This window comes from Dyadobacter sp. UC 10 (assembly GCF_008369915.1).
Lineage (GTDB): Bacteria > Bacteroidota > Bacteroidia > Cytophagales > Spirosomataceae > Dyadobacter.
The window spans coordinates 5,138,862-5,164,422 of the sequence record NZ_VSRN01000001.1; the positions used below are offsets into that span (position 1 = coordinate 5,138,862).

At 46.2% G+C, this 25,561-nt stretch carries 20 protein-coding genes; 11 read left to right on the forward strand and 9 right to left on the reverse strand.

Annotated features, from left to right (window positions below):
- Positions 1–170: 170 nt before the first annotated feature.
- The 3 genes from FXO21_RS21295 to FXO21_RS21305 are packed head-to-tail and all read left to right on the forward strand — an operon-like array spanning position 171 to position 3,925.
- Complete coding sequence (locus tag FXO21_RS21295; RefSeq protein ID WP_149641967.1) at positions 171–2,129, forward strand: UbiA family prenyltransferase; 1,959 nt, start codon at positions 171–173, stop codon at positions 2,127–2,129.
- Positions 2,122–2,817, forward strand: coding sequence for a methyltransferase domain-containing protein (locus FXO21_RS21300; protein ID WP_149641968.1), 696 nt, complete (start codon positions 2,122–2,124; stop codon positions 2,815–2,817). The genes FXO21_RS21295 and FXO21_RS21300 overlap by 8 nt, the downstream gene beginning before the upstream one ends.
- The gene (locus FXO21_RS21305) at positions 2,801–3,925 is read left to right on the forward strand and encodes an NAD(P)/FAD-dependent oxidoreductase (RefSeq protein WP_149641969.1); all 1,125 of its coding nucleotides are present in this window, start codon (positions 2,801–2,803) and stop codon (positions 3,923–3,925) included. The genes FXO21_RS21300 and FXO21_RS21305 overlap by 17 nt, the downstream gene beginning before the upstream one ends.
- Here the strand turns inward: FXO21_RS21305 and FXO21_RS21310 are convergent.
- From FXO21_RS21310 to FXO21_RS21335, 6 genes are read right to left on the reverse strand one after another with little or no spacing between them, the layout of a single operon-like run.
- Positions 3,922–4,626 carry a lycopene cyclase domain-containing protein gene (locus tag FXO21_RS21310; protein ID WP_149641970.1) on the reverse strand — a complete coding sequence of 235 codons (705 nt, stop codon included), beginning with the start codon at positions 4,624–4,626 and terminating at the stop codon, positions 3,922–3,924. The genes FXO21_RS21305 and FXO21_RS21310 overlap by 4 nt on opposite strands.
- On the reverse strand, positions 4,623–5,096 hold the full coding sequence (locus FXO21_RS21315) for a sterol desaturase family protein (protein WP_149641971.1): 474 nt from the start codon (positions 5,094–5,096) through the stop codon (positions 4,623–4,625). The genes FXO21_RS21310 and FXO21_RS21315 overlap by 4 nt, the downstream gene beginning before the upstream one ends.
- A 28-nt stretch (positions 5,097–5,124) precedes the next feature.
- Positions 5,125–5,646: an isopentenyl-diphosphate Delta-isomerase gene (idi, locus tag FXO21_RS21320; RefSeq protein ID WP_149641972.1), complete on the reverse strand. Its 522-nt coding sequence runs from the start codon at positions 5,644–5,646 to the stop codon at positions 5,125–5,127.
- Positions 5,647–5,698: 52 nt separating this feature from the next.
- A complete protein-coding gene (locus FXO21_RS21325; RefSeq protein ID WP_149641973.1) occupies positions 5,699–6,535 on the reverse strand; it encodes a phytoene/squalene synthase family protein in 837 nt (278 codons plus the stop codon).
- Positions 6,536–6,541: 6 nt separating this feature from the next.
- A complete protein-coding gene (locus tag FXO21_RS21330; protein WP_149641974.1) occupies positions 6,542–8,044 on the reverse strand; it encodes a phytoene desaturase family protein in 1,503 nt (500 codons plus the stop codon).
- Positions 8,034–8,921: a MerR family transcriptional regulator gene (locus FXO21_RS21335; protein ID WP_149641975.1), complete on the reverse strand. Its 888-nt coding sequence runs from the start codon at positions 8,919–8,921 to the stop codon at positions 8,034–8,036. The genes FXO21_RS21330 and FXO21_RS21335 overlap by 11 nt, the downstream gene beginning before the upstream one ends.
- Before the next feature lie 129 nt (positions 8,922–9,050).
- On the opposite strand from FXO21_RS21335, the gene FXO21_RS21340 reads away from it, so the two are divergent.
- Positions 9,051–9,869, forward strand: coding sequence for an XRE family transcriptional regulator (locus FXO21_RS21340; protein ID WP_149641976.1), 819 nt, complete (start codon positions 9,051–9,053; stop codon positions 9,867–9,869).
- Positions 9,870–10,252: 383 nt separating this feature from the next.
- Entirely contained in the window at positions 10,253–12,352 is a 2,100-nt protein-coding gene (locus FXO21_RS21345; protein WP_149641977.1) for a choice-of-anchor A family protein, read from the forward strand.
- Between the two features lie 79 nt (positions 12,353–12,431).
- Here FXO21_RS21345 and FXO21_RS21350 read toward each other — a convergent pair whose 3' ends face one another.
- Together FXO21_RS21350 and FXO21_RS21355 are read right to left on the reverse strand one after the other, a co-directional pair.
- A complete protein-coding gene (locus tag FXO21_RS21350; RefSeq protein WP_149641978.1) occupies positions 12,432–13,583 on the reverse strand; it encodes a glycosyltransferase in 1,152 nt (383 codons plus the stop codon).
- Between the two features lie 13 nt (positions 13,584–13,596).
- Positions 13,597–14,598 (reverse strand): lysylphosphatidylglycerol synthase transmembrane domain-containing protein, encoded by a 1,002-nt coding sequence (locus FXO21_RS21355; RefSeq protein ID WP_149641979.1) that lies wholly within the window; start codon positions 14,596–14,598, stop codon positions 13,597–13,599.
- Here FXO21_RS21355 and ruvC point away from each other — a divergent pair.
- Entirely contained in the window at positions 14,597–15,190 is a 594-nt protein-coding gene (gene ruvC, locus FXO21_RS21360) for a crossover junction endodeoxyribonuclease RuvC (RefSeq protein WP_149641980.1), read from the forward strand. The two genes, FXO21_RS21355 and ruvC, sit on opposite strands and share 2 nt — an antisense overlap.
- A gap of 3 nt (positions 15,191–15,193) precedes the next feature.
- Here the strand turns inward: ruvC and FXO21_RS21365 are convergent, their stop codons facing one another.
- Complete coding sequence (locus FXO21_RS21365; RefSeq protein WP_149641981.1) at positions 15,194–18,571, reverse strand: zinc-dependent metalloprotease; 3,378 nt, start codon at positions 18,569–18,571, stop codon at positions 15,194–15,196.
- A gap of 258 nt (positions 18,572–18,829) precedes the next feature.
- Between FXO21_RS21365 and FXO21_RS21370 the strand changes: the two genes are divergently transcribed.
- The 5 genes from FXO21_RS21370 (at position 18,830) to FXO21_RS21390 (ending at position 25,492) form a co-directional block, all read left to right on the forward strand.
- The gene (locus tag FXO21_RS21370; RefSeq protein WP_149641982.1) at positions 18,830–19,474 is read left to right on the forward strand and encodes a TetR/AcrR family transcriptional regulator; all 645 of its coding nucleotides are present in this window, start codon (positions 18,830–18,832) and stop codon (positions 19,472–19,474) included.
- Positions 19,452–20,789, forward strand: coding sequence for a TolC family protein (locus FXO21_RS21375; protein WP_225865787.1), 1,338 nt, complete (start codon positions 19,452–19,454; stop codon positions 20,787–20,789). Before FXO21_RS21370 ends, FXO21_RS21375 begins: the two co-directional genes overlap by 23 nt.
- Positions 20,790–20,962: 173 nt before the next feature.
- Positions 20,963–22,045 carry an HlyD family secretion protein gene (locus tag FXO21_RS21380; protein WP_149641983.1) on the forward strand — a complete coding sequence of 361 codons (1,083 nt, stop codon included), beginning with the start codon at positions 20,963–20,965 and terminating at the stop codon, positions 22,043–22,045.
- A 33-nt stretch (positions 22,046–22,078) separates the two neighbouring features.
- The gene (locus FXO21_RS21385; RefSeq protein WP_149641984.1) at positions 22,079–23,653 is read left to right on the forward strand and encodes a DHA2 family efflux MFS transporter permease subunit; all 1,575 of its coding nucleotides are present in this window, start codon (positions 22,079–22,081) and stop codon (positions 23,651–23,653) included.
- A 267-nt stretch (positions 23,654–23,920) separates the two neighbouring features.
- Positions 23,921–25,492, forward strand: coding sequence for an NFACT RNA binding domain-containing protein (locus tag FXO21_RS21390; RefSeq protein WP_149641985.1), 1,572 nt, complete (start codon positions 23,921–23,923; stop codon positions 25,490–25,492).
- Positions 25,493–25,561 lie beyond the last annotated feature (69 nt).

Genomic DNA, 25,561 nt, shown 5'->3' on the forward strand with positions numbered 1-25,561 from the left:
TCTCTTAAAGGGGTGTTATTTCGAATATTGTTCAGGTATTGTATGGCTATTGTGTATAATATGCTGATAATACAGATAGACTTCGCTTATAGTTCGGTTTGATCGCAAATTTTTTTTGTTTTTACAAAATGCGGCGTGGCAGTTGAAATGAATATTTCCTATATTAGGTCATGCGCATCGACGGTAACACCTTCAAATTGCTGAGAATACCATTCTCATTCTTCCTGATGCCGCTTTTTCTGTTCGCATACAGTCAGGCGGAAACGGTTTTGCACCATCAGGCGCTCTGGGCATTTTTGATTATTCATTTGCTGGTATATCCGTCAAGTAATGGGTACAATAGCTACGTCGACCGCGACGAGGACAGCATCGGCGGACTGGAAAAACCGCCTATGCCCACAGAGCAGCTTTTCTATCTCACCGTTTTTCTTGATTTGTCGGCGATCCTGCTGGCTGTTTTTTTCGTAAATACTTCGTTCGCGGTTTGCCTGGTCCTGTATATAGCTGCTTCAAGAGCTTACAGCTCGCGGCAGATACGGCTGAAAAAATATCCGTATGCCGGCTTTCTTACAGTTGTGTTTTTTCAAGGAGCGTTCACCTATTACATGTCCATTGCCGGGATCTCGGGAAACCTGCTTGAACTAAACGCTGAAAATGGCTTTGTGCTCCTGGGATGCTCATTTCAGATTGCAGGTGCCTACCCTTTGACGCAGATTTACCAGCACCGGCAAGACCTGAAAGAAGGTATCGTGACATTGAGCTACAAGCTGGGATATGCCGGCACATTTGCATTTACGGCGCTCATGTTTTTGCTCTGCAATGGATTTTATTATTTGTATTTTACGTCGAAAAACCTTGGAATGATTTTTTTTATCGTCCAGGTGTTCTTCGTGCCGATCGTAGCTTACTTTGGATATTGGTCTTATCTGGTCAAAAAAGACAAAAGGGAGGCAAATTTCAGGAACACGATGCGGATGAACTGGGTGGCGGCAATTTGCATGAATAGTTGTTTCATAGTACTAATTATCATTAACAAAATTCCTTTGAGTTACATATCAGCAATCGAGACCGCCGTTCCGGACTATCGTTATTCGCAGGAAACATTAGCTTCATTTTACTCGGGCTCAACAGACGATTTGATTAACAAACGGAAAATCAAAATTGTGGCCGGTAAAACGGGCATTGAAACGAGGTATTCGGTCATCGCCGATTTTGATAAAGATCCCGGGCAATACGAGTTTTTCAGTAAATCTGCGGACTTACTTCCCGAGCCAGGCCTGAGCCAGCGCATGCAGGTTTATCAGGAAAACGCCACAAAGCTTTCTGTTAAAGCGGTTGAAAAGATCCGCGGATTCGAACAGATTAACAAGGAGATAACCCACCTGATTACCGTAACATGCACCGGTCTGTTTGCGCCGGGGCTTGACGTGGAGCTGATGCGCGAGTTGCGGCTGAACCCGATCATTCAGCGCAGCAGTGTCAATTTTATGGGTTGCAATGCGGCAATCATCGCTTTAAAGCAAGCCGACGCGATTTGCCGGACCACCCCCAAGGCCAAGGTACTTGTAGTATGCACGGAGCTGTGTACCATTCATTTTCAAAAACAATACAATGACGATTACCTGCTCTCCAATCTGCTTTTCGGGGACGGGGCAGTCGCCGCATTGATAACCTCACAACCTTCCGTCGAATACCGCCACAGCGTAAGCATTGCTTCTTTTAATTCGATGGTATTGCACAATGGTTATTCAGATATGGCCTGGCGGCTTTCTGAAAAGGGTTTTATTATGAATTTATCATCTTATGTGCCCGATCTGATCAGCAGAAACATTGAGCCGATGCTGAAATCGGTCAATCTGGACGTCGCTAATTTCAAGCATTGGGCGATTCATCCGGGCGGCAAGCGCATTGTCGATGATTTTGCACTCGCGCTTGGCCTGGACAAGTGTGCCCTGGCACCTACTTATCAGGTATTAAAAGACTACGGAAATATGTCTTCGCCTACGGTTTTGTTCGTGCTGAAAGAAGTACTGGAAAAAGCCAAGCCGGAGCATCAGGGTAACAGGATTTTCGCCGCCGCCTTCGGTCCCGGACTCAGCATTGAAACCATGCAGCTTCAATATGTTTAGATTCAGGAGCACCGAAAAAGAATTGCTGGATCAGGATGAAATCCCTCCGGCCGACCTTTTTCGAAATCTTCGGGAGCTGGATTTTATCAATCACTGGCTGGGCGGTTATGCGATTTCGTTTGCCGCTTTGAAGCAGGTACTGTCAAAAAACAGGTCCTACACGTTGGCGGATATTGGCTGCGGGGGCGGAGATACTCTTAAAAGGATCGCCAAATGGAACAGGGGGGCTGGTTTTGATCTGGATTTATATGGTATCGATATCAAACCGGTTTGCATTGAATATGCCACCGAAAACCTGAAAGGCAGCGGCACACGCCTGATCTGCGACGATTATCGCAACTTGTTTTCCCACATCGGGCGCGTTGATATCATTCACGCCTGTCTGTTTTGTCACCACCTCACGAACGCGGAACTTGCTGAGCTGGTGTCTTTTGCAATGAAAAATAAGACTGTCCTGGTCATCAACGACCTCGAACGTAATGCACTGGCGCACTATTCCATCAAGTACCTGACGAAGTTGTTTTCCAAATCCTATCTCGTGAAAAATGACGCGCCGCTTTCCGTTTTACGGGGTTTCAAAAGAGGAGAATGGGTTTCTATTATCAGAGAAGCCGGCGCGAAGCATTATTCTATCCGCAACAAATGGGCATTCAGGCATGAAGTGATCATATATGGAAACGCGGGCTGAAACTTTCGATTGCGGCATTGTCGGCGGCGGGCTGGCGGGACTTTGTCTGGCGATACAGCTGGCAGATCAGGGCTTTTCTGTTATGCTGTTTGAAAAAAATCAGTACCCTTTTCACAAAGTTTGCGGCGAGTATATTTCGATGGAAAGCTACAATTTTCTGCATCGGCTGGGCCTTCCGTTTGATTCGCTCAAAATTCCTTTGATCAATCGGCTGGGTATCAGCTCTGAGCAGGGGTATATGCTGGAACATGTGCTGGAACCCGGCGGGTTTGGTATCAGTCGTCATACGCTGGATCATCAGCTAAGTCTGATTGCTGTTCAAAAAGGGGTTGTTTTGCAGGAAAATAGCAAAGTAAGCGATGTAAGGCGGAGTGGGGGGCATTATCAGATAACCGCAGCTTCGGGGGTATTCCATGCGCGTATAGTTTGTGGCAGCTATGGAAAGTATGCGCCTCAGTTTATTGATCTTCCCGCAAAAAAGACAGGGGCCAACTATATTGGCGTGAAATATCACGTGCGGATAAGCCAGCCCGCAGACCGGATCGAACTACATAATTTTCGTGACGGATATTGCGGTATTTCAAAAGTGGATGGAGATAAATTTTGCCTTTGTTATCTCACCTCATCCAAAAATTTACAGGAAAGCGGGAAGGATATTAATGTAATGGAAGAGCGGGTTTTGTTTAATAATCCCCATTTGAAACGGATATTTCTTGGCTCCGAATTTGTAAACAAGCAGCCTCTCGTAATCAGCAATATTACTTTTGAAAAGAAAGCGACCGAGGCAGACGGGGTATTTCTTCTGGGAGATGCAGCCGGTTCAATTACGCCGCTTTGCGGAAACGGGATGAGTATGGGAATGCACGCTTCTTTGCTGCTGGCCGGGGAAATAGCGAAATATTTACATAACCAGCAATCCCGCGAAGCACTCAGCACCCACTATCACAGGGCCTGGGAGCAGGCATTTGGAAAACGCATCACAGCCGGATATTACCTTCAGAACCTGTTCGGGAAACGACTGACAACCGATCTCGCATTGCGTTTTCTGGACAAATCTCCTCTGCTTTTGAATAAACTTGTAGCCCTCACGCACGGTGAGAAATTCTAGCTGATACGGGTTGTGAGTGTGCGTCTTGCCAGCAATTTTTCAAACAAAAATGTATTTAAAAGCAGCATTAGCATACCGTAGAAAAGGTCTTCGACGGGTATGGTCAAAAAACGAACGCCTACATTTTCAGCATCGTTATACCACACAATCGGTTCGTCAAGCCCCGTTCCGGTCAGGATTCCGTTGACGATAATAAAGGGTATCAGCAGGAACATGTGTGAGTAAAGGAACAGGCTCAGCCACTTCGCTTTGACGTAAAACTTTAAATACAAAAGAAAAAGTGTGAGCAATACGGAAGTGGAAAGCGTGTAGGCACGGTCGTAAAACAGGACGGCTGCGGCTGCTGAAACAATAATGAAAAGCCACAAAACGAAATTCTCCGCCCTGATCCGGTAATCTGTGCTCAGAAACACACGGAATGTGTAATAGGTAAAAATGCAGGCGTAAGGAATGCAAATGAAAAAGAGGATTTCTTCAATGGGCAAATCCAGCAAATAGATTCCCAGAAGATACTTGGGCGTAAATCCCCAGACACCGATTTTTGTAAAAAAACTATCCCAGACGATAAAGGGCAGCGCTGACAGCAGTATTGCCGGCCAGAGTACCGGCCAGTGTTTACTCAGACCGATTTTAGGATGAAAGGAAGCGAGTATTGGGATTGAAATGGACGCCAGGTCTATCAATAGATAAAGTGAATTCATTTTGCGACCGTTTTTTTCGCTTCTCTGAAATATTTCAATGGTACCCAAAGCATCCCAAAACATTCACCTTCGTGCTTTTCTAAATGTTTGTGATGCATTTTGTGGGCCCGCCTGATCGCCCTTAAATAGACAGAATCCGTATTTCGGAAAAGCTTGAAACGCTGATGAATGAAGATGTCGTGGACAAAAAAGTAGGTAAAACCGTAAATGGTAATGCCGAGACCGATCCAGAATAAATAGTTGAGATCCTGATTGAGGCCGATCGTCAGGAACAGAATGCCCGGAGTGGCGAATATGACAAAAAAGTAATCGTTTTTCTCAAAAAAATCGCCGTCGTCGCGCTGGTGGTGGTCGTGGTGTAAAAACCATAAAGCACCATGCATCAGGTATTTATGGGCAAGCCAGGCAATGCATTCCATACCGATGAATGCTGCGAAGGTAATCACTGTATTTGTAATCCAGATCGGCATAATATCAAATTGGGGCCGGTTGAAATATCTATTTTTTAAGCCTGATTTTTTCTGAAACTTCGTCGAAGCAAATTTTAAGCCACTCCGTGTAGCGCGAGGGATTTTGAGAGAGGTCCTTTTTTAAGTCGCTCAACTTTATGTATTTAAAGTCGCTCACTTCTTCGGTATTGATCAAAGGTTTCTCATCCGAAATGCCCCAGAAAACGTGGTCAAGTTCGTTTTCGGTCAATCCGTTTTCAAGGGCCGCGCGATATTGAAATGTGAAAAGAAAATCGAGCCCGGCCGTGATACCCATTTCTTCACGCAGCCGCCTTACTGCTGCATGGTGCGCCGACTCGTCGGGAAAAGGATGACTGCAGCAGGTATTCGACCACAATCCTTCCGAGTGATATTTTCCGAATGCGCGTCTCTGCAACAGCATTTCGCCGTTTGTATTAAAAATAAACACCGAAAAGGCACGGTGGAGCATTCCTTTCTGGTGTGCTTCCAGTTTGGGCATCAGGCCCACGGCTTCGTCTTCTTCATTTACCAGAACAACTTGATCTTGCATATTATTGGTGGGTTTCGGGGCTGATCGTTCGCACTATATTAATGGTACAACGTCATAACAGGTCAAACTGGTGCCTCAAAAGTGAACGAAACATCAGGCCCAGCTTGTCGTAATCAGGGATTCTGATCCTCGCATTCATGACTTTTTCGGCCGGAGTCTCCTTTATTCTCAGAAACAGTTTTTTATAATAATAATAGGCCAGATAAACTCCGCGCCTCGCGCCGCCGGGTAATTTCCTGATGCCTATCAGCGCATTGTCAAAATCTTCCTGGATTTCGGCCTGAATAATTTCTTTGTCCCTGCGTGAAAAATGGTCAAAGTTCACTTCCGGGAAATAGGTACGCCCCAGGTCCTGGTAATCGGCTTTGAGGTCGCGCAAAAAGTTGACTTTTTGAAAAGCGGCACCCAGTTTCATAGCATACGGTTTCAATTCCTGGAATATCCGGTCGTCGCCTTCCGAAAACACACGGAGGCACATCAGGCCGACTACCTCAGCCGAGCCGAGTACATACTCATGAAACGTGTCCCGCGTGTGCTCTTTTTTCATCAGATCCATTTCCATACTTCTCAGAAACGTATCAATCAGCTCCCATTCAATATGATATGCATTGACAACATGCTGGAAACTATTCAGGATCGGATTGATACTGATCCCTTTTCGGATCGCATCCACGGTGGCTTCCCTGATTTCGGCCATCATCGCCACTTTGTCGTAGTCATGAAAACTGTCGACGATTTCGTCGGCCAATCTCACAAAGCCGTAAATCGCATAGATCGGCGCGCGTAGTGCGGGTTTGAGAAAGTAGATACCCAGTGAAAAGGAGGTGCTGTAAAGCTGTGTGGTTTTCTTGCTGCACGATGCCGATAAGTTGTCATACAGGATTTTCATAGTGTATCAGTTTAGGGATTTCAACAGTTCGTTGGCGGCAATCTGGCCGGAAATAATCGCCGGAGGTACGCCCGGACCCGGTACCGTCAGTTGCCCGGCGTAAAAGAGGTTGGTGACCTTGGTACTTTTCATTTTTGGTTTAAAAATGGCTGTCTGCATCAGCGTATTGGCCAACCCGTAAGCATTGCCTTTGTAAGCATTGTAGTCACCCTTGAAATCGGACACGGAATAGCTCCTTTTAAATATGATATGTTCTCTGACGGGCACACCTGCAAATTTTTCGAGCCTGTCCATCAAAAGCGTGAAATATCTTTCTCTGATGGCCTCGGGGTCTTCCAGCCCGGTCGCGACAGGCATGAGCACAAATAGGTTTTCGCAACCCTCAGGGGCAACAGAAGGGTCGGTTTTAGATGGGCAGCAAACGTAAAAAAGCGGTTTTGTCGGCCATTTTTTGTCTTTATAAATCTCCACGGCGTGTTGCCCGAAATCTTCATCAAAAAACAGGTTATGGTGCCGGAGCTTGTCAACCTTTCTGCTTATACCCAAATAAAATAACAGGCAGGAGGGAGCGAACGTCCGGCTTTCCCAGTAGGAGGCCGGGTACATTTGATATTCCGGGTCCAATAGAGTTGATTCAATATGTTGGTAATCAGCACTTCCCACTACCGCGTCGACGTTTTGTAACATGCCGTTGGCGCGTATTTGCCGGATTGTGCCGTCTGAAATTTCGAGCTTTTCGATGCGTTGGCCGGTGCGAAATGTCACACCCTCGCTTTCTGCAATCTGCTGGAATGCTTCGGCCACTTTGCCAAAGCCGCCCATCGGGTAATAAGTGCCCTGTTTTAATCCCGAGAAGTTCATCAGGCTGTATAATGCGGGTGTGTCGCGCGGCATTGCGCCCAGGAACAGGACCGGGAATTCGATCAATGCCAGCAGGCGCGGATCGCGGAAGTATTGTCGCGCATGTGATGAAAATGAGGTGAATAGCTGAATTTTCAGTGCTTTTTGCAGGAGTCCGAGACTGAAGAACTCGGTGAAGGAATGCCCTGGTTTGTAAACCATATCCTGCATTCCGACTTCATATTTGAACTCACCTTCTGCAATAAACTTTCGGAGCTTCGCAGCACTTCCGGGTTCCATGCTTTCGAAAAGGGCGCATATTTCTTCAAAATCTCCGGGAATATCGATGAGCTCCGCGTTGCCGAATATCACTGCAAATCCGGGGTCCAGTTTTTTCAGATCGTAGAAATCAGCGGATGTTCTGCCAAATTTTTGAAAAAAGCGCTCGTAAACATCGGGCATCCAATACCAGCTTGGGCCCATATCAAATACAAATCCGCCCTCCGAAAAAGTGCGCGCGCGCCCTCCTGTCATTTCGTTTTTTTCGAAAACAGTCACATTGTTACCTGCCTTTGCCAGCAGTGCCGCCGCCGCCATGCCGGAAAATCCCGATCCGATCACGGCGATTTTCCGCGCCGGGGTATTTGTATTTTGACCCTTATTCTGCATCGTTCAGCATTTCAATCAGTTTATCAATTGATCCGATTTGCGTAATCGGGTATTCAGAAATTTTTTTGCGCATGTCCGGATTGCCGCAGGAAAGGCAAAGCATCGAATCTCCAAAATCGGTGATCAGCTTGCGCAACATATCATCCAGCTGGTCATGATTTCCGATTATAAATGAATATATATGTGAAGGTCTGCATTGCTTCACGACATGTGCCAGGTCGCTGTGCGGCACGCGCGCGCCGAGATATATTACGTTTTGTCCGCGCTGCCGGATCAAATAATTCGCAAATAACAAGCCGATTTCATGGTCCTCCTGTTCGTTCAGATACAGCAGCCATTTTTGAGAGGAATTTTCCGGAAGCGGGAGCGAATCGATTGCAGCAAACAGTTTCTGGCGGACCAGGTTCGATAAAAAATGTTCCTGAGAAGGAAGCAGGTCGTCCTTTACCCACAGAAGCCCGGTTCTGACAAGCAGCGGGTAGATAACTTTTTCATATGTTTTTTTGATTCCAAATTTTTTCACCGCATTGCCGAATGCTTCTTCGAACATGGCTGCGTCGAATGTTGCAGTAGCAATCAATGCCTGGTTTACGATCGCCTCAACGTGGTTATCGCTCTGGAAGGAGCCCGCTATAACCTTATCGATTTCCTCAGCCATCTGCCTCTTGTTAAGCTGGCTGATACGCGAAATCTTCATGCCCTGGTTCAGCAACGTGCAGACATTCAGTAGTTTCTTCAGTTGCTCGTCATCATAATACCTGATATTCGTGTCAGTCCTCCCGGGCGTAAGCAGGCCGTAGCGTTGCTCCCATATACGAATGGTGTGCGCCTTCATGTTGCTGATACGTTCCAGGTCTTTGATAGAATATGACGACATTTTGTTTAACTTTTTTTAAAATTACTTAAACAAAAACTTTTTCATAATTATTTGCGAAAAAATTAAATTCTTCTGCTATTGATATTTAAAATATCTTATATTTGGTTTCTTAAATATCAATCGTTCGTTATGAAAACTCAGGAGATTTTTTGGTCGGTTAACATTAAGTTCTTACGTCTGCGTCAAAAATTGAGCCAGGAGGCCTTGGCGGAAAAGTTGGGGATCAGCAGGGTGAAGCTGAATGCGCATGAAAGCGGGCGCACGGCCAATCCGACGATCGATGACCTGATCAATTTTTCCGAGTTTTTCCGCATGAGCATTGACAGTATCCTGAAAATAGACCTTACTAAGCTCTCCGGTCAGAAAATAAGGGACCTGGAAAAAGGTAGTGAGCTATTTATGAAAGGCGACCAGATTCGCGTCCTGGCGATCACGGTCGATAAGGAAGAGCAGGAAAACATCGAATATGTTCCGGTCCACGCCAAAGCAGGTTACCGGTCAGGTTATGCAGACCCTGAATTTTTGGCGACATTACCGAGGTTCAATTTGCCCACCGTTCCCAGGAACGGAACGTTCAGGATGTTCCCTACTGTGGGAGATTCGATGCTGCCAGTGCCGGAAGGCAGCGACATTATCACGCGTTATGTTCAGGACTGGACCGCCATCAAGCCGGAAACCCCTTGTATCGTTATATTGAAAGGTGACCAGGATTTTGTTTTCAAACAGGTTACTATCAATAAGGATGGAACCGTGTTGCTGCAATCTTTCAACAAACAGTATTTCGCGTACACAGTGCCAATCACGGATGTAATCGAATTTTGGGAATACTATAGTTTCCACAGCAAGCAGCTTCCGGAGCCGCAGTCGGATATGCAGCAGCTCATGCGGATGTTACAGGATATGCAGAATGAAATCAAGGAAATAAAAGGTAAAGCTGTATACAAATAATTGTATGTTCAGGCAGAGTCACTTCCTGTATCGGGGCGTTTGTCTGAGAGGGTGATTCTTGTTATAATACAACTTCAAAGTTTCGGTTTAACCTTAAATCGAAACTTTTCTAATGTATTTCGTAGCGGATTTTAGATGAAATCCACTTTTTTTGCTCCATTGTTGTAGAATTAGTGCTTTAAATAGTTAAAATTTACTTACGGGTATCTTAAATATAGTTAACAACCTGATTGTGGGCTTTATTTGTATAGTGCAATTTTTGAATTCTTGATACCCCGAAAATGGTCTGAGTTACCCCAAACTTAGCAGCCATGGTCACAAAAAGAATTATTGTTTTTTAGAGGCGGCATAATTTCGTTGAGAAATCAAAACTCGACTCAACAATGTTCGTCAAACGTTTACTTACAAGCCTCCTTCTATTATCAGCGTTCAGTTTCAATCGAATCCATGCACAAAGTCCTACCGCAGCTGCCAGCAGATTCAATATTTTCGTCCTGGGTGACCTTACGCTTGCACCAAACGAAACAGAAGGGCCCATCGCGGTTGGGGGGAATTTAATTTCCAACCAGTATCAGATCAATTTCGACAAAAAACACGGAGCGTTCTTTGTCGACGGCGTCTCAATCGGACTTGCGGTTCGCGGTGGTGTAAAACTTAACAGTGGAACCCTGCAGATCAACGGGCAGAACTATCTTAAAATCGGAAACGGAACCCCGAATGCCGCTGATTTGAACAATTTGAAAATCTGGTACAAAGACAACAACAACGCTGAATCTACGATCCGCATTACCGACGTCAGCGGCGGATGGGATAGTCAGCCAAACATCCAGCTGAATGCCAATGTAAATGATTTTAAACCTGGTCGGAAAGTGGGTGACTCTTACAATCCAATTTTTGAAAATATCTTCGGAACCGGTGGGGATCAGATCGACATTGACGGCGCTTTTATTACGCTAACTAAAAGATCAGGACATCTGAAAGACTTAAAAGATAACCTGCCTATACTGAACCAGAATGGCGGCGTGATCGACGGCGCTGAGATGGGGCCTTATTCGAACCCCAATAAGTTTGATCAGAATCCCAGGATCAGGGTCAACCCAAACACAATCAATGTCTTAACTGTCTCGGCGGAGGTTTGGAACAGCATCAATAACATTAATTTCGATTATATACCCTCGGGCCCGCAACTTGGCACAACCGATGAACAATATGCAGCAGGTGGTGGCAAATTCGGCCTGATCATCAACATTGTAGACTTTCCAACTTTCTGTGCATCCCGTGGAGGTAACAGCAGCATCAAATTTCCAAATGTAGGCGGTTTGTCTGACTCACAGGGTAGCTATGTGATCTACAACTTCCCTGATGCTACGAAAAAAATGACCATTACAGGCAGCGTGATACACGGAACTATATTCACTCCCCAGGCGGAGCTCATAAAAGGTAACAACGGAAATATCAACGGTCAGATTATCGCAAAGAAATTTGCGCACAATGGCGATGAAATCCACTTCTGGCCGTTTATTCCCGCTGTTCCGGAGCCTGCCGAAAAAACAATTTCAGTAAGTGCCAGCTCCAAGTGCGAGAAAAATGCACCCTGGCTGGATTATAGTATCACTCCATCCAACTTTGACGCCACCGGTAAAACTGCCAAGATCGAATGGATTAATTCAGACGGTAAGATCGTTCATGAAGATACAGATATGCCTTTGAGCGGAAGCGTTCTTTTTCCAGGTGCATCTATCGACCTGGAGGGAAATGGAGTTGCCTGGCCCGGATTTGAGAAAAACGGCTCAAAATGGGAAGAAGTAGAGGATCGCTGGACCTCACTTCGCAAAGATGGTGCGACCATCCGCGTCACCGTAGATCCATGGAAAATTATTAACATCAAATATCCTGCTTCAACAGGAACCTGCTTCACCAGTCCTCCACCAATTACATTGCCGGTTACGCTTGCCAGCTTCACGGCAGAAAACAATAATTGTAATGCCGAGTTGAAATGGGTTGTTACTGAGGCCACTGACTTTTCTCACTTCGTAGTGGAGCGTTCAACAGACGCAAGAAACTTCCAGTCGCTTGCCCGCATCGATTACAATGCCAGCCAGAAGGAATACCGTTTTTCTGATTCGCCATTCTCTGGTGAAACTGCACCGGCAAAACATTATTACTATCGTTTGCAACAAGTTGACACCGACGAATCTTTCGATTACAGCGTAATCAGAAGCGTCGACGCAGGCAGTTGTGATGCAAGACTATCTGTTGACTTTTATCCGAACCCAACTCAGGATGAAGTAAATGTGAAAAGCTTTTCAGCTGTCAAAAAACTGGAAATCGTGAGCTTGTCCGGAAAGCAGGTTTACTTCGCCACGCCGGTACCAAACCAAATTGAATTCAAAATCAATGTGCAGGCATTTGCGCAGGGGTTATATATCGTGAACGTGGTAAATGGGGAAGGAAAGCACACTTCAAAGCTCCTGAAAAAATAGTAATTGATCTTAAAGCGTTATGTTAACTTCTTAAAAGCTGCTCGCTTTCTGCGGGCAGTTTTTTTATCCAGCCAACTCGCTAAACCAATTTGCGGCCCTTCCAGTTATATGCAGGCTTTTGCGCAGCCAGGCCAAAAAAGCATACGTAGAATGGATAGATCATTTGGGTGACGGGAATAAATACGATAGAGCCTGCCTTACCCAGAAAACGCAATACACTACTCAGAAAAAGCCATTCAGGCAGGTTCTTGAATGCCAGCATCGCCAGAAAGCTGCCTGTGTCAAGCTTCCCGGAAATCCATAAAGTACCACTTAGTATTACTGAGAAATTGCAAGCGAAAACATATATGGCCAAAACCAGCGGTGTGGGGGTTTGATAGTGCTTCCACTTGCTGGCCCACCGTTTCCGCTGGCGAAAGAAATCGGCCCAGCGGTGATGTGGGGCAGTGGTGACGATGGCGCGCTGATCTTTGAGAAAATGAACGGATCCGGGATATTGTGCGGCGATTTTATGCATTAAAAATTCGTCGTCTCCCGAAGCAATGTGCCTTACACCATCGTAACCGCCTACTGCGCTAAATACATCCTTTTCGTAAGCCAGGTTTGCCCCGTTACAAAGGGAAGGGTAACCTGCTTCGATCGCGCTGGCACCGCTGCCGATCAGACTCGCAAATTCTACGATCTGCAAATGATCAGTAAGATTCCCTGCCTTCGAAAACGTGACCGGCGAGCTGATCAGCTTCGCTTTCGTAGCGGCGTAATAGGTCGCAATCGCATTCAGCCAGTTGGGGCCAACGCGGCAATCACCGTCTGTGGTAACAATAAGTGAGCCTTTTGCAATGAAGATCGCGGTTTCTATCGCCCGCTTTTTAGGCGAGCTTGTAGGGGTATCCGGCAGGTTGATCAGTTGGATGTCGATTTTACTTTTTTCGGAAAACTCCTTGACCAACGCAGCCGTTGCATCAGTCGAATTGTCGTTCATTACCAGTACCTGAAACCGATCGGCCGGCAAAGTCTGATTGGCAAGGTCGGTCAGGAGCAAGAGAATATTAGCAGCTTCGTTACGGACCGGAATGATAACTGAAACAGTAGCACCGTGTACGGTTGGCGCAGCGGCAGGAGCTTTGACTTTTGACCAAAAAAACAGTAGCAGCAACGTAAAGCAGGCGTAGCTCACCGAGAAAAGCCAGAGAAGGGGGAGAAGCCAGGGAAGTACGTATTGTTCTATCATTCTTGCCCGAAATTTACCTAGATGCTTTCCATTTGTACTTCCAGATCAGATAAATGCCGACCAGGATCGGGCCCAATACGTTGACGATCCAAACCATGAATGTGGCGGCGATGATCTTTTCAGGCGGCAGATTATACGATGCAAACACAACCAGCGCTGTAAATTCCCGTAACCCCAGGTCTCCCAGCACATTAATGGCGGGGATCAAGGTCTTCGCCAGGAAGATCAATGATACGCATGCAAACAGATCTGGTAAACCGACCGGAATTTCGAAAAGCAATAGTGCAAGGACAAACTGGCTCAAAAAAACACAGTAACGCAAGGTTCCATATGCGGAGGCCCAGCGGAGTTCAGATGCCGAATAAGTCCCTATAATGCGGATGTAAGAATGGATTTTGAGAAATATAGGTCGGCCAGGCTGCCAGTTTGTGAGCTTTTTCCTGAACCAGACTAAAATGAAACTCAGTATAAAAATGGTAGTAATAAGTATGCTGACTGCGGATTTGGTTACCTGCGGGATAGCCAGCCGGTCCATCAACTGAAACCAGCCGATCGCGCCTGCTGCAACGGATACACTGAACTGAATTCCGTTTGAAACCAGGGCCGCACCAATTGCTTCCAGCCGCCTGTCTGATTTCAGCGCAGCCACTCTTCCGATCGTGTCGCCGAGCTGCGCCGGTGCTGCTACACCTACTGCAAGGCCGGTAAGGGTACCCCGAAATGCTTCCCAAAAACTGATTTGCAGAACTTTTTGCGCCAGTTTCTGCCATTTCAAACTCTCCAATGCCCAGTTTACAGGAACGAGGATTAGCACCAGCATGAATAAAGCGAGATTGGTGTAAGTTAAAGCATCTCCAAAGACCTCGCTAACGTCGCCTATTCCTTTTTGTTCGTTTTGAAAAGTCTTATAAATGTAGCTCAGGATCAAAAAAGTGACTACGAGCTTGATCGCCCAGAATATGTTTAGCCTGGCGGATTTTTCTTTCGGAGGGGAGAGTTCGTTATCTTGCACCATGATAAAATTGCAGCAGGCCGAAGTACCGGAGAAGATTATTATCGGAGTGGATCCCGGTACTCAAGTGATGGGTTATGGTGTGATATCGGTCAAAAATCAGCAAATTTCTCTGGTTCAATATGGGGTCATTCATTTGAGCAAATATACTACCCACGAGTTGAAGTTGAAGAAAATCTTTGAACGCATTACCCAGCTGATTGAAGACTACCTGCCCGACGAAATGGCGATTGAAGATCCGTTTTACGGAAAGAATGCACAATCAATGCTCAAATTAGGAAGGGCGCAGGGAGTGGCAATGGCAGCTGCATTGGCGCGGAATATACCGATCGTCGAGTACTCTCCCAAGAAAGTGAAACAATCGGTGACCGGCAGTGGCAGTGCTTCGAAGGAACAGGTAGCATATATGCTGGAAAAAATACTGAAAATAGAACTGAGCAGGGAATTTATGGATGCTACCGACGGCATTGCGATTGCGATCTGCCATCAGTATCATGCCAATTCACCGGCCTCCACGGCAACCGGATCTTCGCCGAAGTCAAAAAAAGGTGGTTGGGGCGCATTCGTGAATGAAAATCCCAACCGGGTGAAATGATCGTTATTTGATCATTTTCAGTGTTTTGACCGTGTTCCCTGCCTTCAATCTGTAAATGTAAATTCCGTTAGGTAACCGGTTCGCATCGACTTTTGCAAAATGCCAGCCGGGTTTCATGCTTCCTTTTTTCAGCTGCATCACGTTCTGACCGTGCAGGTTGAACATTTCCAGGTTGATTTCCACAGATGCAGGCAGATAAAATGCGATCTCAGTAGCGTTACCTGCCGGGTTTGGTGTATTTTGAAGCAATGTGATCTCCTCAGGCCTGTCCAGATCTACAGAGATATTGGCTGATCTGTTCACACAGCCACCGGCATTTGATATAACCACCCTGTAATCACCGTTTTCCGAAGCGACGAGCGTAGGTTGGGTTGCACCTGGAATGTCAGTTCCATTCAATTGCCACTGGTAATTCTGATCCGCATTTGTGGGGACTATCAATGTCTTTTTAAACTGTCCTGTTGCTTCAACTGACACATTGATCGGGGTAGGTGCGTTTACCTCAAACTGCTGACTCTCATTGCTTTCAATTGAAGGGTTTGAGGTAAAAGTCCGGAAAGCGTACGTTCCCTTTTTCAATGAGTCGGGCAGCTGGAAACGGATCAGCCCGTTTTCATTTTCAATAGGAATGGACATTGTTATATTCGTTTGGATATTCCGGATCGCTATTGTTGTGTTGTTGCTTTTTGAGAAAGAGGAGTTGGAGGTGATGGTGGCAGTAATTTCCTCTCCGGCACAATAGCCGGCTTTGGCTTCAAAACGTTGTATTTTATTCTCCTCAAACGTATACAATTCGCCGCCGCCCGTCAGCAGGACCAGTTTGTCGTTAAAGATTTCAATATCAAAATTTTCTCTGAGGATATTTAGGCCGTCAGAATAGATGTTTGCCTTTCCTTCTTTGTAGTTGATCAAAGACTGATAGATCGTATTATTGTCGACAAAGCTGAAAGACGCCGCCCACAGCCGGTTGTTTTTATCAAAAATCACCTTGCGGATCGATTGTGCAGGAATTGCCTCTATTAACTCCCAACTGTTGCTGCCCGGATTGAACTGCCTGACACCGAACTCACCATAAGCAAATGCATTCTTTTGATTGTCGAATACAATGCCTGCTACCTGGTAGCCCTGGGGAATGAAGGAGTGCTGCGACCAGTTATTTTTTGCGAATTTCCAGATGTTACCCTGGTCGGTGACCGCCAAGACTTCGTCGTCGGGAGTATTGGTAATTGCCATGAATACGTTTCCTCCAAATGTGCTTTGCTCATAGAAGTACCAATTGCCCTGATCAAAACGGCCGATACCTCTGTCGGAGGTAGTGAAGAAGACTCCGCTGTTTGCTGTAATGACCCACGGAGTATAGCCCGGTGTATAAAATTTCGTGGGCGGAGCATAGCGTTCATAAGTTTCTCCCGATTTTACCAGGATATTCTGGCCTTGATCCATCATGTAGCGGTTGCCATCTATTGCTTGTCCAAAGAAAATCAGACTGTTCGGCGACTTGCCATTTGTGCCCGACGAAGTATAACCAGTCCACTTTTTCAAGTCACGCGATTCGTAATAGCCAGCGTCTATGGTGTGAACGAACAGTCGATCCGCTGCTTTGTAAAACCTATTTCTGAACATCGCCGTAAATCCGGGATTCTGCAAACTGGGCGAAATAGTACCCAGATATTCGAATCTCTGATCCTGAAACCCTGTATTTAACTGCGATACCGACCATTCAGTAAAAGTTTTTGGCGCCCATTTCAACCTGGAACGCACATAGTAGGAAGTATTTTCTTCCAAAAGTGGCCTGTAAAGCATTTTGCTGGTAAACCAACTATTCAGCGTATTTGAAACAACGGAATCACGGACGACGATATTTCTGAATTGATCGTCCGTCGCGATTTCGAGGTAACCAAAAAGCGGATCCGCATGCAGCGTGCCTTTTGACAATATTGTGGTCAACACAGGCCGGCTGGAAACCTTTGAAACCTGATTAGCCGAACTTAGTGCATGCGTCCAGACTTGTGTGAGATTAAATCTGGTCGACCATTTACTCCAGACATCATTCTTTCTGACACGTAAGCGAACGGAATAGGGCTTGTACCATTCATATTCATGCAAAAATGAAAACGACTGCTGCGTGCCCTGACGCGTTTCAAATGTGCGGCTATAAGCCTGATTTGCATTCACATCATTAAGCTCAATTTCGTAATCGTTGATACCAGCGGATGTGTAGAAGAAGCCGGTCATATTTTTTTCACTGACGATCCTGACGTTGAACAGGAGCGGAGGGAGGCTGTTCTCTGAAAACGGCGCGATCGTAAAGCGAACATTTTGCGACCACGCATCTGCCTTGATGTCATTTTCCGGGCGATACCTCGCAAAATAACTCCCTTGACTCTGACCGCGCGACTGAAAATGGGCCTGTCTGACCAAGGTATCTTCCACGATCTGATTAAAGGCTTCATCTTTTGCGATCTGGACCCGGTAACGGTCGGCCCGCAATGCCGCTTTCCATTCGAAAGATGGCGTGGTAGCGGTTGCATTGGCGTCCGGATCGCGGAGTGTCAGTTCGGTTGGCGCACTGGGTTGCTCGGTAAACGCGCCTAGCTGAAACGTCTGGTCAACTTTACCCTCCGCATAATCGCGCATTAAATTTCTGCATAGTGGGTGAAAGCTCAATACATTCCTGCAGTAGGACATAATTGATCCGTTTACATACTCTGGATACCCGTCCTCACACTCGGATGTAGATCCCTCCACATTGGTGCAGCGGTCAATAGGGCCACCGGGCCAGGAACAACTGTGGGTATGGGGGGAGCCCAGGGTGTGCCCGAGTTCGTGAGAAAGCAGGTCTACGTCAATGTAAGAATTATCAGGAACCGGAAAGTTGGATGTACACATGCGGTATCCGCCATAAAACCAGCCGCCACGGCAGGAAAACCCTACTACGGCATCGCGCTCTTCGAACCGGTTGGCTGTCCAGTAGCTCTGCACATGATAAAAATAGTCGAAATCATTAGTAAACTCGTAGGGCTCCGGCTTGTCCCAAATTTGTATGTAAGTGATCGTAAGCTTTACATTAATCTCCCGCTCGAAGATATCTGAAGCTGCTTGTATGAAGCGGTGGGCTTCCTTCGTCAGCCGGTCTTTATCCCCGTTATAAATCTGATAAGTAGCATAATTGATATCGATACCGAGGCGGTATTCCAGTCTTTCACCGGCCGAGGTCCTTGCACGGGTGAGATCTTTAAGCTTCGCATACTTAGTGAGGTAGACGCCAGCGAGGGAATCATTGGTCGCACAGGAAGGCGGATTCGGCTGTGAAACAGCGACTTTGGAAACTAGAATGAACAGAAAAGCCAGAAGTAATCTACTGGTAGAAGATGCATTCATAAATGGATTGACGAACGAAAGGAAACGGGTGAGTTATAATAATGTCCAAGATAGGACAATAACTGTGATTGAATCGTTGCCTCATTTTAATTTGAATATTAAAAAATTTTAATGGTACTGAGCCAATAATTGATGCAATAATTCAAACGTTTGTTTGATTTTTTCAAACGATCGTTTGAATTTTGACTTTTAATCAGTTTATTTTGTCTTGCCATTCAGCAAAAGTAAAACATAACAAGTTGCTGATGAGATAGATAAATGGAATACAACGCAAAACAAGTACAGATTATAGAGGTGGCCGAACGACTTTTTGCAAAGAAGGGTTTCGCCGGGACCTCCGTACGTGACATTGCCCAGGAAGCGGACGTGAACGTGTCGATGATCTCCTATTATTTCGGGTCAAAGGAAAAACTGATCGAGGCACTGTTCCAGCTGAGAATGGCAGAGTCCAGAAGCCGGCTTGAAATGCTGCTCACCGACGGAGAACTGAGTCCAATGCAAAAGATCAATATGCTGATTGATAGTGTAATAGATCGATTGATGGGGAATCAGTGCTTTCATAATATCATGATGCGGGAAGCACTTACTTCCGAGCGAAATGCTGCGATTTCTGAACATATCATGAATCTGAAACTAAGTAATGTAGCGCTCATGCAGCGACTCATTCAGGAAGGCCAGGAGGCTGGTGTCTTCCGCGATGACATTGATATGAGCCTGATGAGCACCACACTTTACGGGACAGTCAATTACGCTATTGCTACCCAGGACTTTTACAAGAAAATCAACAACCTGGAATCGATGAACCAGGAGGAATTTCAGAAATACCTGAAACGCAAACTAAGCCAGCATTTAAAAAGCTTATTTAAATCGACAGTAACAAATGAACACCACAATCATAATTAGGCGGTTGGTTTGTGTCGCGGGCGGAATATTCCTGCTCGCAATTCATATCCAATCGATTGCTCAGAGCGCACGCACGATTACCCTCGAAGAGGCAATTGAAATGAGCCTGGAGAGCAGCAAGCAGCTCAAATTGAGCCAGACAAATGTAGACCTGGCAGGCTTGAACATCCGTCAGATTAAAGAGAACCAGCTCCCCAGTCTGAGCATTTCGGGTTCATACCTGCGTGTTAATACACCTGATATTAATTTGAAAATAAAGCCGGGCGGAAACGACAGCACTTCTTCGGGCGCAGCCCCGAACGTGCACCAGGCGATGTACGGAATGGCGAGTGCGTCCGTGCCAATCTTTTCCGGTTTCAGATTTAAATATGGGCTGCAATCCGCGCATTACCTGGAAGAAGCTGCGAAACTGGATGCTGAAAATGACCGGGATGCGGTGGTTCAGAATACAATTGCTGCTTACAGTAATCTGTATAAAGCGAAAAAATCACTCGATCTGGTTGCGGAAAACCTGTTGCGTGAACGCCAGCGCGTGGAAGAATTTACCAACCGTGAAAGGAATGGTATGCTGGCAAGAAACGATCTGATGAAAGCAAAGTTGCAGGAATCCAACGTAGAGCTGGCTTTGCTCGATGCGGAAAACGACCTGAAAGTTACCACCATCAATATGGACCTGCTGCTGGGTTTACCGGAAAATACCCCGCTGCTTGCCGATTCAGCCAGTTTCATGGTATTTAAAGAAGAGGGGAATGCAGGCGACTGGGAACAAACTGCATTGACAAACAGAAAGGATGTTGCAGCAAACGGTATCCGCCAGAAAGCTGCCCATATCGACATCAAAGGTGCCAAATCAGATTTTTACCCGAGTATAGCCCTCACAGCTGGTTATGTGGCGCTGAATATTCCCGGTGTAGCAGTGATTCCAAATGCAGTTAATGCGGGAATTGGTATCAGATATGACGTAGCATCACTCTGGAAATCAGGCTCGAAAATTGCCAAGGCACGGACTCACGCTTACCAACTGAAAACCAATGAAGAAATCCTGGTCGACCGGATCCATCTCGAAGTTAATACTGCTTACTATAATTATGTTTTGAGCAAAAGGAAAATAGATGTGTATGCCAAAGCAGTAGAGCAAGCAAACGAAAACTATCGCATCACGAAAAATAAATTCGATAACAGCCTCGTAACCACCACCGAACTCCTCGATGCAGATGTAGCCCAGGTTCAATCCAAAATCAACTACGAAGCCGCAAAAGCTGACGCAATTGTAGCTTTCAAGCGATTGGAACAAACTGCGGGGGTAATACGGTAGGAGGGAGAGGAGGGAGAGGGAGGAGAGGGAGGAAGGAGGAAAGGACGAAGGGGAGGTTTTTTTAGTTCTTTAATATGATGCGAAGCAACTCTTCCTCCGTTCGTCCTTTCCTCCTTCCTCCCAAAAATTCATTCAATCATTCAGTCATTCACTAATTCAGTCATTCAAAAAATATGGAAACCGTACCTGAGAAGAAAAACAATAGGTTTATAATCATCCTGGCCGTGTTGATCATTGCCGGCGGGACCTGGGGATTTACGAAATATAACCACGGACTGCACCATGAAGAAACAGACGATGCGCAGGTAGACGCTAACATCAGCCCTGTAATTCCGAGAATCTCGGGTTATGTTACAGAGATCAAAGTGAAAGATAACCAGGAAGTTAAGAAAGGGGATACGCTTATTGTGCTGGATAACCGCGATCAGCTGATCAGGTTGGAGCAGGCAAAAGCTGCACTGGCAGGATCTGAGGGAAGTTTGGTGGTAGCAAATGCGACAACCAGTGCCTCGCAGGCAAGCGGTATTACTTATGAGGCGAATGTGTCTATTGTGGAAGCGCAGATCGAGGAAGCGAAAGTCAATGTATGGAGGGCAAATCAGGATTTCGCCAGATATGAAAACCTGATCAAGGATCATTCGATCACGCAGCAGGAATTCGAACAGGCTTCTGCTACCAAACAAAGGGCGGAACGCCAGCTGGCTGTATTGGTGGCCCAAAAGAATGCTGCGGAACGTCAGGCCAGGGCAGCAGGAAAGCAAACAAGCGCAACTTCGCGCCAGACTACGGTTGCAAATGCCAATATAAAAGCCCGCCAGGCAGAAATCGCGAACGCGGAACTGAACTTGTCATACACCGTCATCACGGCGCCCACCGACGGTCGTGTTTCCAAAGTGAATGCACAGCCTGGTCAGTTTTTGCAGGCAGGACAATCTCTTTTCAGCATTATATCAGCCACAGAACCGTGGGTAGTAGCGAATTTCAAAGAAACGCAGCTTACTAAAATGAAGCTTGGGCAGAAAGTATTAATCCACGTCGACGCCTATCCTGAGCATCAATTTGAAGCGAAAGTTGCTTCATTCTCTCCTGCAACAGGCGCCCGTTTCGCATTGCTTCCTCCTGACAATGCGAGTGGTAACTTCGTAAAAGTAGTTCAGCGACTGCCGGTTAGGATTGAATTTACAAAGGCCGATGATGCGCTTATCGCACAATTGCGTCCGGGCATGAACGTGCTCGTGGACGTGGAGCTGAACTAGATATTGAGTTTGTAATCTTGAAAACAAATCAGGATGGAATTACAGGAATCACTCGTAGAATACGGGTATAGAAGGATCATTATCACGATTACCGCCGTGCTTTGCGCGTTGCTGGAAATCGTGGATACGACGATCGTCAACGTTGCCCTGAACGATATGCGGGGGAACCTGGGCGGCACATTATCGGAAGTGAGCTGGGTAATTACGGCATATGCGATCGGTAATGTGATCATTGTGCCGATGACGAGCTGGCTATCTCAGCAATTCGGAAGGAGGAATTATTTTGCGGCTTCCATTATCATATTTACCGTCGCGTCATTTCTCTGTGGTAATGCTAATAATATCTGGGAACTGGTATTTTTCCGGTTGATCCAGGGATTCGGCGGCGGGGCTTTGCTGGTCACCGCGCAAACTCTGATCACCGAAAGTTACCCGCCCGAGAAACGCGGAATTGCGCAGGCGATCTACGGATTAGGCGTCATTGTAGGGCCGACATTAGGCCCTCCGCTGGGCGGCTATATTGTCGACAATTACAGCTGGCCTTACATTTTTTATATTAATATCCCACTCGGAATCATTGCAGCCATGCTGACGCTGCAATTCGTAAGAAGCCCCAGGTTTTCTGAGAAAAAAAGCAGCAGTGAAATTGACTGGTGGGGTATTGTGTTCCTTGCGGTCGCAGTGGGTTCTTTGCAATATGTTTTGGAAAAAGGACAGGAAGAAGATTGGTTTAATGATGAGATCATTACCATCCTGTCGATCACCACTGTTTTCTCCTTCTTCTTTTTCATCTGGCGGGAGCTTACCTATAAAAACCCGATTGTTAACCTGCGGGTTTTATCGAACGGAAACCTGCGCGTCGGGACGATACTGTCATTTATCTTGGGTTTCGGTTTGTACGGTTCGACATTCATTATCCCGCTCTACACGCAGGCTACGTTAGGCTGGACAGCGACACAATCGGGGATGCTGATGGTACCCGCCGCGATCGTCACCGCAATGATGATGCCGATCGTAGGCCAGCTTTTGCAGCGAGGCGTAAAGCAGCAATACCTTGTGGCAATCGGCATGGTATTCTTTTTCATTTACAGTTACTGGGGCTACCTGGTACTGACGCCTGATACGGGCAGTGACGCTTTTTTTAATATGCTGATCGTGCGCGGAATAGGACTGGGGCTGTTGTTTGTACCGATTACAACTTTGGCATTATCGACTTTAAAAGGCCGTGAAATTGGGGAAGGAGCGGCATTTACCGGGATGATGCGTCAGCTGGGCGGATCATTCGGGGTTGCCGTGATCACCACGTTCATCGCCCGCCAGAACATGCTCCACCGGAATGATCTGGTAAGTAAACTGGATATTAACAATCCGGCAGTACAGCAGCGCGTCGAAGGTTTGCAGCATTCATTTATGGCAAAGGGGCTTTCCTCCGATGTTGCTCTGAAAAGCGGCTATAAGCTCCTTGATTTTACGGTTTCGAAACAGGCGCAGGTAATGTCTTATATGGACGTTTTTCTATACCTGGGCGTTTTGTTCCTTATTTGTGTACCGTTTGTACTTTGGACCAAAAGCGGCAAAGGCAAGGTAGACACCTCGGCAGTGCATTAATTTTTAAGTGTAGTAGTGTTGTGAAAGAAGCTTTCCGTGTTTGGGAAGTTTCTTTTTTTGGGGGGAAGGGGAGGATGGAGGGAAGGGAGGAAGGAGGAAGGGCTTTGGAGTCATTGAATGCGGTGTCTAAGTAATTCGTTTGAAGGAAACAAATTTTACATCTTAATGCATATAGTTTTTCATAGGCAATTAGCCCAAAAAATCACCTTCCTCCCTTTCCTCCTTCCTCCATCCTCCCTACTTTTACCCTCTTTACCAAAATAACCCGTGCACCAGAATTATCATTTTTTAAAACAACTCGCTCCGGCTTTACATGACCGATTAGCCGGGAAATACTTTATCGAGGCATTCAGTCAGGAGAAGGACGAGATCATCCTGGTCTTTGCGGACAGGGCGGGAGAAGATGAGTTGATCAATCCGTTTTTTATTAAAGCGACGCTTACTTCCCGGTTTGCCTGTTTGAGCTTCCCGGATAAGTTTGACCGGGCGCGCAGGAATAGTGTTAACCTGTTCAGTGATTTTGAGAATAAACCGGTCGCTTTGGTGAGGGTCTTTACAAACGAGCGGGCTATCAAAATTCAGTTTTCTGATGACAGTGCATTGGTTTTAAAGTTGTTCGGCAACAGGTCGAATTTGCTTTCTTTTGATTCCGAAGGAAATGTTGTTCAGGTCTTTAACAATAAATTAGTCCCAGATAAGTCCTTGTCCCTCGCGTCGTTTGATCGTGAAATCAACCAGTCGTTTGATGCTTATATTCAAAATAACCTCGACCATAAAGCCCTTTTTCCCACTTTCGGCAAACAGGTTAATGCTTATCTGGAACAGAAATTAGCGGGCAAGAAGGATGCCGGGGAGCGTTGGAGTGTGATCCGGGAGGTTATGCAACAGCTGGATGCATCGGAGTTTTTTCTGGTAAAAACCGATGGGGAGCCGGCGCTGACATTATTTGAAACCGGCGAGCTGATACAAAAGTTTACAGACCCGATCGAGGCGCTCAATGCATTTTACATTACCTATATCCGCCTCAGCGGACTCGACCGCGAAAAGGCGGAGTGGTTGAGGATACTTCGAAAACGCATTCAGCAAACAGATAACTATCTCGAAAACACGTTTGCAAAACTGGTAGAGCTGGAAAATGCCGTCCGCAACGACGAGATCGGGAATATTATCATGGCCAATATGCATAGCATCCCCGAGCGGTCGGAACAGGTTGAGCTTTTTGACTTTTACCGGGATGCGCCGATCCGCATTAAGCTGAAAAAGGAACTTTCGGCACAAAAGAATGCGGAGAATTATTACCGTAAGTCGAAAAACGAGAAGATTGAGATTGCGCGCTTGAACGACAGTCTGGCTTTTCGGGAGAAAGAGCGGGCAGAACTGGCGGAACATATCGAAAACATTAGTCAGATCGCTGCCTTACGGGAGTTACGAAGCTATTTGAAAACACACCTTCTGGACGGAAAAAAGGCGGAGACACCTGTAAATGATCTGTTCAAACGGGTGGACTTCCTTGGCTATGTGATCCTGATTGGCAGAAATGCAAAGAATAATGATATTTTGACCAAACAATTTGCCGGAAAAGAAGATCTCTGGCTGCATGCAAAAGATGTAACCGGCTCGCACGTGGTAGTCAAAAATCAGGCTGGAAAACCGTTTCCCGCACCCGTTATCGAGCGCGCCGCCGAGCTGGCCGCCTTCTATTCCAAACGAAAAAATGACTCGCTTTGCCCCGTTATTTATACCCCTAAAAAATTTGTACGAAAACCGAAAGGGCTTCCGGACGGCGCAGTGGTAATTGATAAAGAATCAGTGGTAATGGTAGTAGCAAAAGGGGAATAAACAGCCTTGGATATATCTAATGATATGACGAACTTCGTATGAAAATACAAAACCGGAATTTATAGTGCA